This window comes from Pantoea sp. X-Soil-YNGN-785, assembly GCF_059730585.1.
Genome location: NZ_AP035942.1, coordinates 2,720,837 through 2,735,089, shown reverse-complemented (window position 1 = coordinate 2,735,089; position 14,253 = coordinate 2,720,837). Strand labels below are relative to the sequence as shown.

The window sequence follows — 14,253 nt, the reverse complement described above, 5'->3', positions numbered from 1 at the left end:
GCAACGTCTGTCAGGTCGTTATGAGAAGCGGGTGCGGAAGCACCCGCTTTTTTTGTTTTAGTCACGTAATAATTTCACTTTCCAGATTATCGCCACTATTCATTAGCAGAATGAAAGATTAGGGTAAGCGCAGCAAACGGCGTGACGCCGTAAATCAGCATTCTGACTCCATTTGTCGCTTTTATCAGCGTCTTCTTTCATCATCCCTGTTACCTGCGGGTAATCAGTTCCGACCAGCGGAAACGGGCAGCGTCAGCTGGCCCACTACCCATCGTCAGTCTTAACGTCCGGTTTATCCGGGCGTTTTGGTCTGCGTTTCTGTTCTGAACTGAGGTTACCTATGTCAACACGCGATACGCTTCGTTCCGTCCGGTTCGAATCCATTTTCCAGACGGCGGTGAGCGACTTTGCCGTCGCCGACAGCGCGCTGCCCGCCATTGCGCCAGTCGCAACGCAGAGTCTTAATCTGCCCGTCACCCCTCTCTCTGCGGAGTCTCCGCATAGCAGTCCGCTCAACTACAGTGCCCTGGCGGTCAGCGCGGTGGAAAGTTCGCCACCCGCTGCACTGCGCCCCTATGAACCGATTGCCAGAGATGGCGTCATTGCCGCCTGGGAGGCGCAAAAGCCGGTGCATCTGCGCGGCCGGGCTGAAGGCGAAGCGGGCTCAACGGTCACGCTGACGTTTAACGACCAGAGCTGGCACAGCACCGTTAACAAGTGGGGCTACTGGAACGCCTCCATGCCGGCTGATGCCCTGAAAGGCGTGCCGGATGGCAATCATAGCCTGGCGCTGACCATTACCGATAAAGCGGGCCACAGCACCACGACCGACGTCGATTTTGGTCTCTATGTTGATCGCACCATCAAACCGACCCTGACAGTAGACACGGTCAGTGGCGACAACGCGGTAAATATTGCTGAGAGCATTTACGGCGTTGAAATCAGCGGCAGCGCAACACACCTGCCGGCGGGGTCATTGCTGAAATTAACCCTGGGCACGCAGACCACCACTGCCCACATGGAAAGCGACGGCAAGTGGTATGGCACTTTCCAGGAAAGCGATATGCAGGCGCTGCAGGATGGCGTCTACAGCCTCAAAGTGACGGCGACCGATCCGAATGGAAAAACCGTAACCGACTATCACGACCTGACGCTGATTACCCACCTGAGTAGCCTGCCAAAAATTACCTTTGATAAGATCACGTCGGACGACGTGATTAATCTGGCAGAAACCCAGCAGGATCTGCTGCTGAGCGGCACGCTCTCTACCGTGATGCCGGGTCACCGGCTGGTGATCACCGGTGCCAACCAGAAAGATTATGCTGCCACAATAGGCGAGGATGGCCACTGGCAGGTGGTGATCCCGGCGGCGGATGTGCACGACTTTATTAATATTGGCGAGATCCGCGCCTGGTCGATCGACGGGGCCAATAACTACACGGATGCCACGCATGAGCTGAATATCCACACCGGCTTTATTCCGATTTACACCGAAATGGATCTGGGCGATGACATGACGCTTAACTATCAGGAGGCGCAGCACGATCTGAGCTTCTACGTTGAGGGCTGCAACACGCTGGAGATCAACGGCAAAACCTACCAGCCCGATGCGCAGGGCATGGTGACGCTTACCTCCGGCGAGCTGATGGCGCTGCCGGATGGTCCTGTCGCCGCTACTTTTCATCGCCAGGATCAGTACGGCAACAGCGACACGCAGAACTGGGACTCCCTCTTTACCGTGGCCGTGCATCAGCGGCCAACTCTGACGCTGGACACCGCCTTTGATGACAACAAAATTGATGCCGCCGATGTGAACAGCTGGCATCTGATCCAGGGCAGCTCCAGCCATCTGCAACCGGGCAGCCTGGTAGAATTAACGCTGGGCGATCAACACTACAGCGCCAGCGTAAAAGCGGATGGTGGCTGGGCACTGACCATTCTGGCCGGGGAGCTGGCGCCGCTGGATGATGGTGAGTACCAGATGACGGTCAGCGGTAAAGACAGTGCCGGTAATCTGGCCACGGCCAGCCAGACGGTGCAGGTGGTATCGCATACCGAAACGGCCAGCCTGATGGCGGATCAGACGGTGGATAACCTGCTGGAAACCGTCACGCTGACCCAGCAGGCGGAGACCGCGCACGTGGCGCACGCCTCCACGGCTTCTGCCGTTCCGCAGGAGAGTCATCTCTTCTCCGATGTTTCTTACACCCTTGCCGATCATCTGCTGCAGCATCCTGCGGCACAGCCGATAGTCTGACGCCAACACATTAGTAAAATCACTGCCTTCCGGACAGGTCTGTTAAGCCTGTCTGGATTGGTATGGATTCCTTTGTTGTTTGTTTTTCGTCCATAAAGGAGAAATATTAAAGAATTCATCTGTTTTTAGCAGGAATAAGCGCGGGATATGATCTAATAATGTTAAAGGTCGTTTAGCGTCCCGCTTGCGAACCATAAATAAAATAACGCAATAAAACGGTCTGGCTCTGAGATACACCCCTTTTTGCTCGCTTTGTTCACCAGGAAAAACACCATGATGATAAGAACCCCTGCTGGTATGGATAATGAACAAAGCGCGATTAACTTTTTTGTTGTGCGCCCTGAGTGGCGTGGCAGTGCCCGCGGCCTTTGCCGCACCGTTACCGAAAGCCGAATTTAACTGGCGCGCCGCGCCAACCGAAGAACAGATTGCCAGCTTAACGCTGCGCGACGCCATTCTCCGGGCCTTTGCCCGCAATCCGAAAATCTCGGAAGCGGCGGCACAGATCCACGTCGGTGAGGGGGATCTGGATGCCGCCCGCAGCGCCTGGTATCCGCAGATCTCACTGCAGGGTGCCGCGGGACGCTCTCACCAGACCGACTCAGCCGGCAGTCTGAACAATAATGGCTCCGGCGGTATCACGCTCAGTCAGCTGCTTTACGACTTTGGCCGCACCGGCAGCGCCATTGATGAACAGCATGCCCTGTCAGAGGCTTATCGTTTCGGCCTGTTCGATTCGATGACGACCGTGGCGGAAGATACGCTGCAGGCCTACCTCGAAGTCAAACGCTACCAGGCGCTGTCTGAAACGGCGCACACCAATATCGCCTCGCTGCAGCGGGTACGGGATATCGCAAAACTGCGTGCCGATGCCGGACTCAATTCCCAGTCAGATGTTTTGCAGGCGGAAACCCGCATCGCCGCGATGCAGGCCACGCTGGAGCAATATCGCGCCCAGCTGCGTTCTGCCACCGCGCAGCTGACCGTGCTGACCGGTGTCGTGCCCGCCACGCTGCCCGAACTGCCCCAGGCGTTGCTGAAACAGCAGATCACCCTCGACAAAATTGCCTATGAAAGCAGCGCCGCAGTACGCAGCGCGCAGTCTAAACAGGAAGCCGCCCGTGAGCGGGTGCGCCAGGCTCAGTCCGGGCACTGGCCGACCATCAAAGTGCAGGCAGGCCGGACCCGCTATGAAAACGATCGTTCATCTTACTGGGATGATGAAGTGCAGCTGCAGGTGGAAGCGCCGCTTTATCAGGGCGGCATGGTGAATGCCAAAACTGAGTCAGCGGAGGGCGATCGCGAAGCGGCACAGGCTGCGGTGCAGCAGGCCAAACTTGCCATCAATCAGAACGCCTCGACTGCCTATGCCGACATGATCGGGGCACAGCAGCGGCAGGCCGCCGGAGAAGTGCAGCTGGCCAGCGCCGACCATACCCGTAATGTCTACGCCGATGAATATCGTCTGAGTAAGCGCAGCCTGAACGACCTGCTGAGCGTGGAACAGGATGTGTTTCAGGCCGACAGCTCACGTATCACCGCGCTTTACGATGGCTGGGACGCCACCGTGCGCTATGCCGCCGCGGTAGACAATCTGCTCGATATCATGGGTATCGATCGCCAGCAAAGCAGCGGCGATCTCCTTCCTTCGCTGCAATAGCGATAAGGCATAAATAATGAGTACTTCAACCCTGAATACCGATAACTGGATTGCCGCCATGCTGCGCGTCGCCGCGCGATTCGGTAAACCTGCCGATGGTAAAACCCTGCGTCAGCAGATGCGCTGGTTTGAACATCTGCCGGTGTCACAGCAGCTGGAGCGGCTTTCCGGGCTGCTGGGACTGCATCTGGCCATGGTACCGCAGAACAAACTGCGCTGGCGTCAGGAGATCACCCCGGTGGTGCTGGTGCTGGAAAATGCCAGCGTGGCGGTGCTGGAGAATATCGATTCTGACGGCAGCGCACGCTACTGGCTCAGTGAAGGCGGCGATGTGGTGCGTGAAAGCGCCTTATCGGAACTGCTGACGCGCGCTCAGGGCGATGTCGGCGTGATTGGCGTGGCGGCGCGTGGCCGGGATGCGCGTATCGACGAATTTGTTCAGCCCTATGAGCCGCACTGGTTCTGGAAAAACTTTCGTGGCATGGGTCGCCGTATTACCGAGATCTCGCTGGCCTCGGTGATCAGTAATGTGCTGGCGCTGGCCGGTATTCTCTTTTCGATGCAGGTCTACGATAGGGTGATTCCGGCGCAGTCGCAGTCCACGCTGTGGGTACTGTTTGTCGGGGTGCTGATCGCCGCAGCCATTGAGTATGTGATCCGGCTGATGCGAACTCAGGTGTCAGACTTAATGGGCAAACGCATCGACCTCAAAGTCTCCGCCATGCTGTTTGCCCGGGCGATGAGCATCCGTAATGAGGCGCGGCCAAAATCGACCGGCTCCTTTATTTCGCAGTTGCGTGAGATCGACCAGGTGCGTGAGTTGCTGACTTCAACCACGGTGGGTGCAGCAGCCGATCTGCCGTTTGTCATCCTGTTCCTGTTTATCATGTCGTTTGTGGGCGGCTGGCTGGTGCTGATCCCGCTGGCGGCAATCCCGCTGATCGTTATTCCCGGCCTGCTGGTGCAGATCCCGATGGCGCGGCTGGCCAAAGAGGGGCTGCGCGAGGGCGCGCTGCGCAATGCGGTGCTGGTGGAAACCATCGAAGGGATTGAGGATATCAAGGCGCTGCAGGCAGAACCCTATTTCCAGCGTCAGTGGGAACAGACCCACGAAGTCAGCGCTTCAATCAGCAATCAGCAGCGGTTATGGGGCGCACGCCTTACCGGCTGGGCATCGACCGTGCAGCAGCTCACTTATGCCGGAATGCTAGTGTTTGGTGTCTATCTGGTGCTCGATTCGCAAATCACCACCGGTACGCTGGTTGCCTGTAGCCTGCTCTCATCCCGCACCATCGCCCCATTAATGCAGCTGACCATGGTTTTCTCACGCTGGCAGCACGCCAAAATGGCGATGAAAGGGCTAGATGAGCTGCTGAAAAAGCCGCTCGATCAGCCTGAAGCCGCCACGCTGGCGCACTGTCCGACGCTTACCGGCCAGTACGATCTGCGCAATGTCCATTACAGCTATGACGAAGAGAATGAAAAAAATGTGCTCCACGTGCAGCAGCTGCAGATCAAGCCCGGCGAGAAGATTGCCATTCTGGGCAAAGTCGGGGCAGGGAAGTCGACGCTCCTGAAGATCCTGGCCGGTCAGGCGCAGGCCACTCAGGGCAAAGTCATTGTCGATGGCGTCGACATTGAGCGTATCGATCCTGTCGATTTACGCCGTCAGCTCGGCTGGCTGTCGCATGATTCCCGTCTCTTCTTTGGCACGCTGCGGCAGAACCTGATGCTGGGTAATCCCCACGCCAGCGAACAGGAGATGCTGCAGGCGCTGCGCATCAGCGGCGCGCTGTCGCTGGTCCAGCAGGATGCCGCCAGTCTGGATCGTATTATCAATGAAGGCGGACGCGGGCTGTCAGGCGGGCAGCGTCAGATGGTGATGCTGAGCCGGATGATCCTGCGGCAGCCGCAGGTGGTGCTGCTGGATGAGCCGACTGCGGCCATGGATGAACAGCTGGAGGAACATGTGATCCGTCAGCTACAGGGCTGGATCAGTGGCCGGACGCTGGTGCTGGTGACGCATCGCCCGGCGCTGCTGAAGATGGTTGATAGGATTGTGGTGATGGATAACGGCCGGATTGTGGCCGATGGTCCGCGTGACGAGATCCTGCGCCGTGCGACGACGCCAGCGACGCCAGGGAAAGGAGATGCTGCATGAGTCTGGTTATTGTTGATAAAGATCTTGCCCGTCATGAGCGCCGGACATCGGCAATTATCTGGCTCTGCACCGCCGCGCTGGCGATTTTTCTTATATGGGCGCACTTCGCCATTCTGGATGAGGTGACCGTCGGCACAGGTAAGGTAACACCTTCCAGCCGCGCGCAGGTGATTGACAGCCTGGACGGCGGCATCGTCAAACAGCTGAATGTGCATGAGGGCGATATTGTTGAGAAAGGGCAGGTGCTGGCGACGCTCGATCCGACGCGCTTCCAGTCCAACTTCGGCGAAGCGCAGGCCAAAGTGCGCACGCTGCGTGCCTCATCCGAAAGGCTTGAGGCCGAGTTGTCGGGCACGCCGCTGACGTTCAGCGCCGAAACCCTGAAGGAGCCGAACCTGGTCACGCGCGAACGGCAGCTCTACGAATCGCGTCGTCGTAATCTCACCGAAACCATCAGTAACCTGCAGCAGTCGCTGAAACTGGTACAGGATGAACTGCGGCTGACGGAACCGCTGGTGGCTAAGGGCGCGGCAGGACAGGTCGAGGTGATTCGTTTGCGCCGTCAGGTCAGCGATCTGCGCGGTAAAATTGATGAGGCGCGTAACGACTATCTGGTGCGTGCCCATGAAGAGCAGGTGAAAAACAATGCCGAACTGGATGCACAACTGCAGGTTGCTGCGGGCAAAGAGGATCAGCTGACGCGTGCTACGCTCTACTCACCGGTACGCGGCATCGTCAAAGATATTCAGGTCACCACGGTCGGTGGCGTACTGGAGCCAGGCGGTAAGCTGATGGAAATCGTGCCGCTGGAGGATCAGCTGCTGATTGAGACGCGCATCAATCCACGTGATATCGCCTATATCCGCCCCGGTCTGGCCGCCACCGTAAAAGTGACCGCCTATGACTCTTCTATCTATGGCGACCTGCCCGGCGAAGTTGAAACGGTGTCGCCCGATACCCTGCAGGATGAGGTAAAACGCGATCAATATTACTATCGTGTTTACGTTCGTACCCAGAAAGCGGAGCTGACCAACCGTGCCGGACGAAAATTCCCGATTGTGCCGGGTATGGTGGCCAACGTGGAGATTAAAACCGGTCAGAAATCGGTCATGGACTATCTGATTAAGCCGCTGAATAAAGTCAAAGAATCGCTACGCGAGCGCTGACAATCAGCAGCATCCCCACTATCCGCCTGCTTAATTACGGTGATAAATTAACATGGCGGATATCTCATCATTCCGTGTGCAAAGCGTGCGCAATTTAACACTCTGTGTGGAAATAAGACGTAGTTAATTTAACCCGCTTAAGAAAGTTTACGTGGATATAACGGAACGGCAAATTGCAGGCAAAAAAATGCCGGACGATTTGTCCGGCGGGAAATAATAAGTTGTACATCTCATTCGGGGAGAATGAAGGTAATAATGGAATAAATGATGATAGCGGGGTCTATTCTATTACCAGATTCCGCAAAAGTTTTATCATTCAGTGCTTCAGAAAGGTCTGATGCAACCTGTTGATAACAAAGAATACCAATTGAGATTGACGATTCGTGCGCTGATTTTTATCGATCCGTGCTGGTTATTAGTTCCTCGATATTTACATTAAGAAATAACTGTTTCGACTTATGAAACACTTTTGGAAATTTAGTAGCATTTTCCTGGTGGATTATTGCCCGTTATATAACAACAATGGCCTGCCGGCTGAATTTTTAATCATTCAGTTCGCAGTGGCAAATAATAAAGGCACATAACAGAGGGTAATAAAATGAAACGTCGCGTTCTCTCCCTGGTGATCCCTGCATTGCTGGTTGCAGCAGGATCAGCAAACGCAGCTGAAATCTATAACAAAGACGGCAACAAATTAGACCTCTTCGGTAAAGTTGACGGTCTGCACTACTTCTCTGATAACGACAGCTCTGACGGCGACCAATCCTACGTTCGCTTCGGCTTCAAAGGTGAAACCGAAATCAGCAATGAGCTGACCGGTTACGGCCAGTGGGAATATCAGGCCGCGCTGAACAACGCCGAGTCTCAGGGCACTGCTGACAGCTTCACCCGTGTCGGCTTTGCCGGCGTGAAATTTGGGGATGCAGGCTCGTTCGACTACGGTCGTAACTACGGCGTAGCCTACGACATCGGCGCATGGACCGACGTGCTGCCCGAGTTTGGTGGCGATACCTATGGCGCGGATAACTTCATGTATCAGCGCGGTAACGGCATGGCGACCTACCGCAACAATAACTTCTTTGGTCTGGTGGATGGCTGGAACTTTGCAGTCCAGTATCAGGGCAAGAATGGCAACAGCAGCGAATCACCTAATGGCCGCGACGTACTGGGCCAGAACGGCGACGGCTGGGGTCTGAGCACCACCTATGATCTGGGTCAGGGCTTCGGCATTGGCGCAGCAGCTTTCCAGTCTGACCGTACCAACGATCAGAACAGCGCAACGTCAGGTATTCTTGGCCGCGGCGATAAAGCGGAAGTGTACACAGGCGGTCTGAAATATGACGCGAACAATGTCTATCTGGCAGCGATGTACTCACGTGCTTACAATGCGACCCGCTTTGGTGACAGCAGTGACGCCTCTTCAGCTTACGGGTATGCGGATAAAGCGGATAACTGGGAACTGGTTGCACAGTATCAGTTTGACTTCGGCCTGCGTCCATCCCTGGCCTATGTTACCTCACGCGGCACCGATGTTCAGAACTGGGGCAAACAGAATCTGAAAAAATATATCGATGTTGGCGCGACGTACTACTTCAACAAAAACATGTCTACCTATGTTGATTACCAGATCAACCTGCTGGACGACAACGCCTTCACCGACGCAGCCGGTATCAATACCGACGACGTGGTGGCACTGGGTCTGGTTTACCAGTTCTAAATGTTCTGAGTTGTCAGGGAGCGCAGTTACCGCTGCGCTCCTGCATCACCTTCCGGGCTGAGCGCTTCAGCCTTTTGCCACTTTGTGGGTTCTGGTGCTGTTGTTACCGACGACACAACACTGCCGAATCGTGCACCTTCAAATGCCACACCTGCCAGCGTAAAGGCTGAAAAGCTCAGCCAGTGATGCCATGCTGTTGGCCACTTCTGTGAATTTTTCATTCTGCACCTCTCAGAGATAAACACTGTTTCAACAGTGCAGAATTCATGCCAGCTTTACCGCTCTCACAGCCACAGACGGCGCGCCCGTTTTGGTACACTTGCCGCGCGCGTCAGAGAGGCATTGCCCCAATCAGGTGCAGCCAGGCCTGTTAATGGCGCGGCCGGGAAGGCGTCATATGACGATGACGACGCTGTTCGACCACTTTATAACTTCCATAAACAAACAGACCCAGGGCAATAACGAGAATCGCATAAATCATCTGTAGCTCCTTACTTTGAATTAATGTTTATCGCCTGTCGGGAGGCGGGGTCAGGATAGATGACCGGTGAATGTTCTCGTGATTCAGAAAAATATTCAACGCTATTTAAGCTAATTTACCCGAAGTTTATGCTTTGTAGCAGAGCTGAATAAAGTGTTACAAGTGAGGGAAGATGCGTTCTCAGATTAATCTGCTGTTTATAGCGATGTTGGTACTGATGTTAGCAGCCTGTGATAAGCCAGCGGCAACAACCGCACTGGTACTGGAAGGAAAAACGATGGGGACCGTCTGGCGTGTGAGCCTGGCGGGAGTAGAGAGCGAACGTAAAGCGGAGCTGCAGCAGCGCATTCAGCAGCGGCTGGACGCGGATGATGCTGAACTCTCAACCTGGAAAGCCGATTCCGTGCTATCGCGCTTCAACCAGAGCCGGGAGCTGTCACCGCAGCCGGTGAGTGAAAATATGGCGGATATTGTCATCACCTCTTTGCGAATTGGCCGCCAAACCGGCGGGGCGATGGATATCACCGTCGGGCCACTGGTTAACCTGTGGGGTTTTGGGCCGACGAAACAGCCTGGTCATACGCCGGATGCGGCACAGATCGCTGCCGCCCGGGCGCAGATCGGGTTACAGCATCTGCGGGTGGTGCAGGGTGCAGACGGGCAGTGGCTGCAGAAAGATCTGCCTGACCTTTATGTGGATCTCTCAACGGTGGGCGAGGGCTTCGCTACCGATCATCTGGCGCGGCTGATGGAGCAGCTCGGCATCAACAACTATCTGGTGTCGGTCGGGGGTGCGGTGCTGAGTCGTGGTCTGAATGCGCAGCAGCAGCCGTGGCGTGTGGCGATTCAGAAACCGACGGATCGCGAAAATGCGGTTCAGGCGCGCGTTGATCTGCAGGGACACGGTATCAGCACCTCCGGCAGTTATCGCAACTATTATGAACTGGACGGCAAGCGCATTTCTCATGTGATCGATCCCGTTACCGGACGGCCCATTGAGCATAAACTGGTCTCCGCCACGGTGATCGCCACTACGGCACTGGAAGCCGACGGCTGGGATACCGGATTGATGGTACTCGGTACCGAAAAAGCCAAAGCGCTGGCGATAAAAGAGCATCTGGCGGTCTATCTGATCAGTAAGCAGGGCGATAAATTTGTCAGCTGGATGTCGCCGCAGTTTGCTGCCTTCCTGATCCCCGACAAATCCGGAGAACCCTGATGTTAGATCTTTTTAGTGAAGAGCAACCCTGGCAGGAGCCGCTGGCTGAAGGTGCTGTGATCCTGCGGCGTCGCGCGCGCGAAGAGGCAGAAGCGCTTTATCAGCAGATCATGACGATTGCGGAACAGAACCCGTTTGCCCATCGCATTACGCCCGGCGGCCATCGCATGTCGGTGGCGATGACCAACTGCGGCGATTTTGGCTGGTCGGTGGATTCACGTGGCTACAATTATCAGCAGCAGGACAACCTCAACGGACGTCGATGGCCACCCATGCCACCGCTGTTTCGTACTCTGGCAAAGCAGGCGGCATCAGAGGCAGGATTTCCTGACTTTAATCCGGATGCCTGCCTGCTTAATCGCTATGAACCGGGCGCGAAGCTGACGCTGCATCAGGATAAAGATGAGAAAGATCTGCGCCAGCCTATCGTTTCGGTGTCGCTGGGCTTGCCGGCGGTTTTCCAGTTTGGCGGCTTCGAGCGCGGCGACACGACTCAGCGTGTGCTGCTGGAACATGGCGATATTGTGGTGTGGGGCGGGCCGTCGCGCCTGCGTTATCACGGCATCCTGCCGCTGAAGCCAGGCGTTCATCCGCTGGCCGGTCCCTGGCGTTATAACCTGACGTTTCGCCGCGCCTTTTGACCCGCCACGCCGGTTATGGCGTGGTGAGAATAACTATTGCTATCATTTGGCATCCCATTACACTGCAGGCTGTTTTTAGCTGATGGATTGCCTGCATGACGTTGTTAAGCGTTGTTTTTCGCCAGTTCCGCTGGCCTTTTCTCGGGGTGATTGCGCTGACGTTGTTAAGCGCCGTGCTGGGTATCGGCATGATCGCCTTCATCAATCGCGAAATGATTGTCGCCATTAACACCTCCTTTGCGGTATTGCCGCAGTTTCTGTTGCAGTTGGTGGTGCTGATGGCGGTGACGCTGGCCTCGCAGCTGGCGCTGACGATGCTTGGCCATCAGTTTGTCTGGCGACTGCGCGGCGAGTTTATTAAGCGTATCCTCGATTCCCGGGTTGAGCGCATCGAGCAACTCGGCAGTGCGCAGCTGCTGGCGGGGCTGACCAGCGATGTGCGGGCGATTACGCTGGCCTTTGTACGCCTGCCGGAGCTGTTTCAGGGCGTCATCATTACGCTTGGCTCGGCAATTTATCTCGCCTGGCTGTCGCCCAAAATGCTGCTGGTGACCAGTCTCTGGCTGGGTGTCACGCTGGTGGGCGGCTGGATGCTGGTTTCACGCGTGTATCAGCACATGGCAAAGCTGCGGGAAATCGAAGATAACCTCTATCGCGATTACCAGACGGTGATTGAAGGGCGCAAAGAGCTGCAGCTTAACCGCTTCCGTGCACAGCAGGTCTATGACACCGTGTATCAGGAAGATGCCCGCGCCTGGCGTCATCATATTGTACGCGCGGATACTTACCATCTCAGTGCGGTTAACTGGTCAAATATCATGACGCTAGGCGCTATCGGCATGGTCTTTTTTATGGCTAACAGCCTGGGCTGGGCTAATACCGCCGTCGCCGCCACCTTTTCCCTGACGCTGCTTTTCTTACGCACGCCGCTGCTTTCGGCGGTGGGTGCGTTACCGACGTTGCTCAGTGCCCAGGTCGCTTTCCGTAAGCTCAACGCCTTTGACCTCGCGCCTTATCAGCCCGGGTTTCATGCCCCATCTGCCGTCTCTGACTGGCAGACACTGGAGCTGCGCGACGTCTCTTTTCACTATGGTGATAATGGCTTCCAGGTGGGACCAATTAACCTGACGCTGCGCCGGGGAGAACTGGTGTTCCTGATTGGCGGCAACGGTAGCGGGAAATCGACGCTGGCGATGCTGATGACCGGACTTTATCAGCCGCAGTCCGGCACGCTGCTGCTTGATGGTAAAGCGATCACGGCTGACGAGCTGGATGTGTGGCGCAGCCAGTTCTCGGCGGTCTTTACCGACCTGCATCTGTTTGACCGGTTAATCGGGCGGGAAGGGGTTGCGGCCAATCCGGCGCTGGTTCAGCAGTGGCTGGAGCGGCTGAAGATGCAGGACAAACTGAAGATTGAAGGCAACAAAGTGCTGAACCTGCGGCTATCTAAAGGGCAGAGTAAGCGACTGGCGCTGCTGCTGGCGGTGGCGGAAGAGCGCGATGTGCTGTTACTGGATGAGTGGGCGGCCGATCAGGATCCCCATTTTCGCCGCATCTTTTATCGCGAGCTGCTGCCGTGGTTGCAGCAGGCGGGTAAAACGGTGTTTGCCATCAGCCATGACGATCACTACTTCATTCATGCCGACCGGCTGCTGGAGATGCGCGAAGGCCAGTTAACGGAACTAACCGGTAATGAGCGCGATCTTGCCACGCTCGACTCGGTCAAGCGCACCGACACCGGACTTTGACGGCAGCTGGCAAAACTTAGCAGAAAAGCGCACTGGCGTGCTGCGCGTCAGACAGGCTACTTTAGCAATCAGCAGAAACGTCGGTTTCTGCCATCCTGAAACGTCTTCTTTCGTCTGTGTTTACCCCGGCTAAATACCCTTGTTTAGCCGGTTTTTTTAAAGCCGATGCGTGACCAGGGTGATGACCTGATTCTCCTGCCACATAAAGTCCGCTTCCAGTAACGTCCCCCTCGCAAAACGCTCGCCGAAGTGCTGAGTCAGGCTCAGCGTGGCACTTTGCTGCGCGAAATCTACGGACACCAGTGCCGCATCCAGAAAGTCCATCGGCTGATGCAGTTGTGGCCATAGCGCTTTATATACGCTTTCTTTGAACGAGAAGAGCAGGGTAGCGGCCGCACTGAAGGAGATGGGCAGCGTCCGCAACAGCTGCTGTTCCTGCTCGTTCATCAGCAGCGTTGCCGTTTCCTGTGCCGTGGTCTCTGACATCAACTGCTCGACATCGACGCCAACTGCGCAGGGCTGACGGGTAGCCGCCACGACGACGACACCACTACTGTGTGACAGTGACGCCTGAATGCCGGCAGGCCAGAGGGGGGAGCGGTCAGGCGCGTTAGTCAGAATGAAATCATCAATGCCCAGTTCTGCCATTACTGACCGGGCAAGTAACCGGCTGGCAAGATATTCCGCACGTCTTTTATTGACCGCCTGCTGCAGTCGGGCGGGCAGTGGAATACCCCATTCGACAGCCAGCGCGTCATGGTATTTTTGTGGGTCAAAGTGACTCACCGCCAGCAAAGGATCGCTGTGGTTAAGATGACAGGAAAGGATGAAGCCGCCTGCAACAGGCGGCAGCGGCAGGTCGGGATAGCGCATGCGAAACCATCATCAGAACCCAAAAAGGCATTTAATCAGGCGCGATGGTTCAGGGCAAGCAGCCCGCCGCAATCAGTCGTTGGGAGGAATGGCAAAACTCTTGAGAGAAACAACGAAATGGTGGTGACCCCTGCTGATGCGTGCACCCCGGTCGCACCAGTGGCTCGCCAGACGAAAGAAATCGTCGCTGCCAATGTCATACGCCAGTTCCACTTTGCTAATGCCTGAATGAAGTAACGCTTCTGCATCTTTCAGGCTTTTCGCTTTGATCGCCATAAAAATTATCCGTCAATTTCTGGGGAGTTCAGGGTAGTTATTTTCTGTGACATT

Annotated in this window: 12 protein-coding genes; 8 read left to right on the top strand and 4 right to left on the bottom strand. The window is 55.9% G+C overall.

Going from position 1 to position 14,253, the window contains the following annotated elements; translation table 11 throughout:
* Positions 1-340: 340 nt before the first annotated feature.
* The 5 genes from AC6I8E_RS12705 (at position 341) to ompC (ending at position 8,961) form a co-directional block, all read left to right on the top strand.
* Entirely contained in the window at positions 341-2,257 is a 1,917-nt protein-coding gene (locus tag AC6I8E_RS12705; RefSeq protein WP_497824062.1) for an Ig-like domain-containing protein, read from the top strand.
* A gap of 304 nt (positions 2,258-2,561) precedes the next feature.
* Positions 2,562-3,917, top strand: coding sequence for a TolC family outer membrane protein (locus AC6I8E_RS12700; protein ID WP_013358552.1), 1,356 nt, complete (start codon positions 2,562-2,564; stop codon positions 3,915-3,917).
* A 16-nt stretch (positions 3,918-3,933) separates the two neighbouring features.
* Entirely contained in the window at positions 3,934-6,078 is a 2,145-nt protein-coding gene (locus AC6I8E_RS12695; RefSeq protein WP_497824061.1) for a type I secretion system permease/ATPase, read from the top strand.
* Positions 6,075-7,244 (top strand): beta-barrel domain-containing protein, encoded by a 1,170-nt coding sequence (locus AC6I8E_RS12690; protein WP_013358550.1) that lies wholly within the window; start codon positions 6,075-6,077, stop codon positions 7,242-7,244. Before AC6I8E_RS12695 ends, AC6I8E_RS12690 begins: the two co-directional genes overlap by 4 nt.
* 598 nt (positions 7,245-7,842) lie before the next feature.
* The gene (gene ompC / locus AC6I8E_RS12685; protein ID WP_033783713.1) at positions 7,843-8,961 is read left to right on the top strand and encodes a porin OmpC; all 1,119 of its coding nucleotides are present in this window, start codon (positions 7,843-7,845) and stop codon (positions 8,959-8,961) included.
* A 26-nt stretch (positions 8,962-8,987) separates the two neighbouring features.
* Here the strand turns inward: ompC and AC6I8E_RS12680 are convergent, their stop codons facing one another.
* Positions 8,988-9,182 carry a hypothetical protein gene (locus tag AC6I8E_RS12680; RefSeq protein ID WP_013358548.1) on the bottom strand — a complete coding sequence of 65 codons (195 nt, stop codon included), beginning with the start codon at positions 9,180-9,182 and terminating at the stop codon, positions 8,988-8,990.
* Positions 9,183-9,331: 149 nt separating this feature from the next.
* Positions 9,332-9,442, bottom strand: coding sequence for a hypothetical protein (locus AC6I8E_RS12675; protein ID WP_013358547.1), 111 nt, complete (start codon positions 9,440-9,442; stop codon positions 9,332-9,334).
* 172 nt (positions 9,443-9,614) lie between these two features.
* Here AC6I8E_RS12675 and apbE point away from each other — a divergent pair, with 172 nt between their 5' ends.
* From apbE to AC6I8E_RS12660, 3 genes are all read left to right on the top strand, one after another.
* The gene (apbE, locus tag AC6I8E_RS12670) at positions 9,615-10,661 is read left to right on the top strand and encodes an FAD:protein FMN transferase ApbE (protein WP_497824060.1); all 1,047 of its coding nucleotides are present in this window, start codon (positions 9,615-9,617) and stop codon (positions 10,659-10,661) included.
* On the top strand, positions 10,661-11,302 hold the full coding sequence (gene alkB / locus AC6I8E_RS12665) for a DNA oxidative demethylase AlkB (protein ID WP_497824059.1): 642 nt from the start codon (positions 10,661-10,663) through the stop codon (positions 11,300-11,302). The genes apbE and alkB overlap by 1 nt, the downstream gene beginning before the upstream one ends.
* Before the next feature lie 95 nt (positions 11,303-11,397).
* Positions 11,398-13,050 carry a multidrug ABC transporter permease/ATP-binding protein gene (locus AC6I8E_RS12660; RefSeq protein ID WP_497824058.1) on the top strand — a complete coding sequence of 551 codons (1,653 nt, stop codon included), beginning with the start codon at positions 11,398-11,400 and terminating at the stop codon, positions 13,048-13,050.
* A gap of 156 nt (positions 13,051-13,206) precedes the next feature.
* On the opposite strand, the gene AC6I8E_RS12655 is transcribed toward AC6I8E_RS12660, so the two are convergent.
* The gene (locus tag AC6I8E_RS12655) at positions 13,207-13,923 is read right to left on the bottom strand and encodes a 4'-phosphopantetheinyl transferase family protein (protein ID WP_497824057.1); all 717 of its coding nucleotides are present in this window, start codon (positions 13,921-13,923) and stop codon (positions 13,207-13,209) included.
* 72 nt (positions 13,924-13,995) lie between these two features.
* Positions 13,996-14,199 carry a hypothetical protein gene (locus AC6I8E_RS12650; protein WP_003854174.1) on the bottom strand — a complete coding sequence of 68 codons (204 nt, stop codon included), beginning with the start codon at positions 14,197-14,199 and terminating at the stop codon, positions 13,996-13,998.
* Positions 14,200-14,253 lie beyond the last annotated feature (54 nt).

Bases quoted from the DNA above. Each gene is read 5' to 3' on its own strand.
- AC6I8E_RS12705 (WP_497824062.1), top strand. From the start codon at position 341: ATGTCAACACGCGATACGCTTCGTTCCGTCCGGTTCGAATCCATTTTC.
- AC6I8E_RS12700 (WP_013358552.1), top strand. From the start codon at position 2,562: ATGAACAAAGCGCGATTAACTTTTTTGTTGTGCGCCCTGAGTGGCGTG.
- AC6I8E_RS12695 (WP_497824061.1), top strand. From the start codon at position 3,934: ATGAGTACTTCAACCCTGAATACCGATAACTGGATTGCCGCCATGCTG.
- AC6I8E_RS12690 (WP_013358550.1), top strand. From the start codon at position 6,075: ATGAGTCTGGTTATTGTTGATAAAGATCTTGCCCGTCATGAGCGCCGG.
- ompC (WP_033783713.1), top strand. From the start codon at position 7,843: ATGAAACGTCGCGTTCTCTCCCTGGTGATCCCTGCATTGCTGGTTGCA.
- AC6I8E_RS12680 (WP_013358548.1), bottom strand. From the start codon at position 9,182: ATGAAAAATTCACAGAAGTGGCCAACAGCATGGCATCACTGGCTGAGC.
- AC6I8E_RS12675 (WP_013358547.1), bottom strand. From the start codon at position 9,442: ATGATTTATGCGATTCTCGTTATTGCCCTGGGTCTGTTTGTTTATGGA.
- apbE (WP_497824060.1), top strand. From the start codon at position 9,615: ATGCGTTCTCAGATTAATCTGCTGTTTATAGCGATGTTGGTACTGATG.
- alkB (WP_497824059.1), top strand. From the start codon at position 10,661: ATGTTAGATCTTTTTAGTGAAGAGCAACCCTGGCAGGAGCCGCTGGCT.
- AC6I8E_RS12660 (WP_497824058.1), top strand. From the start codon at position 11,398: ATGACGTTGTTAAGCGTTGTTTTTCGCCAGTTCCGCTGGCCTTTTCTC.
- AC6I8E_RS12655 (WP_497824057.1), bottom strand. From the start codon at position 13,923: ATGCGCTATCCCGACCTGCCGCTGCCGCCTGTTGCAGGCGGCTTCATC.
- AC6I8E_RS12650 (WP_003854174.1), bottom strand. From the start codon at position 14,199: ATGGCGATCAAAGCGAAAAGCCTGAAAGATGCAGAAGCGTTACTTCAT.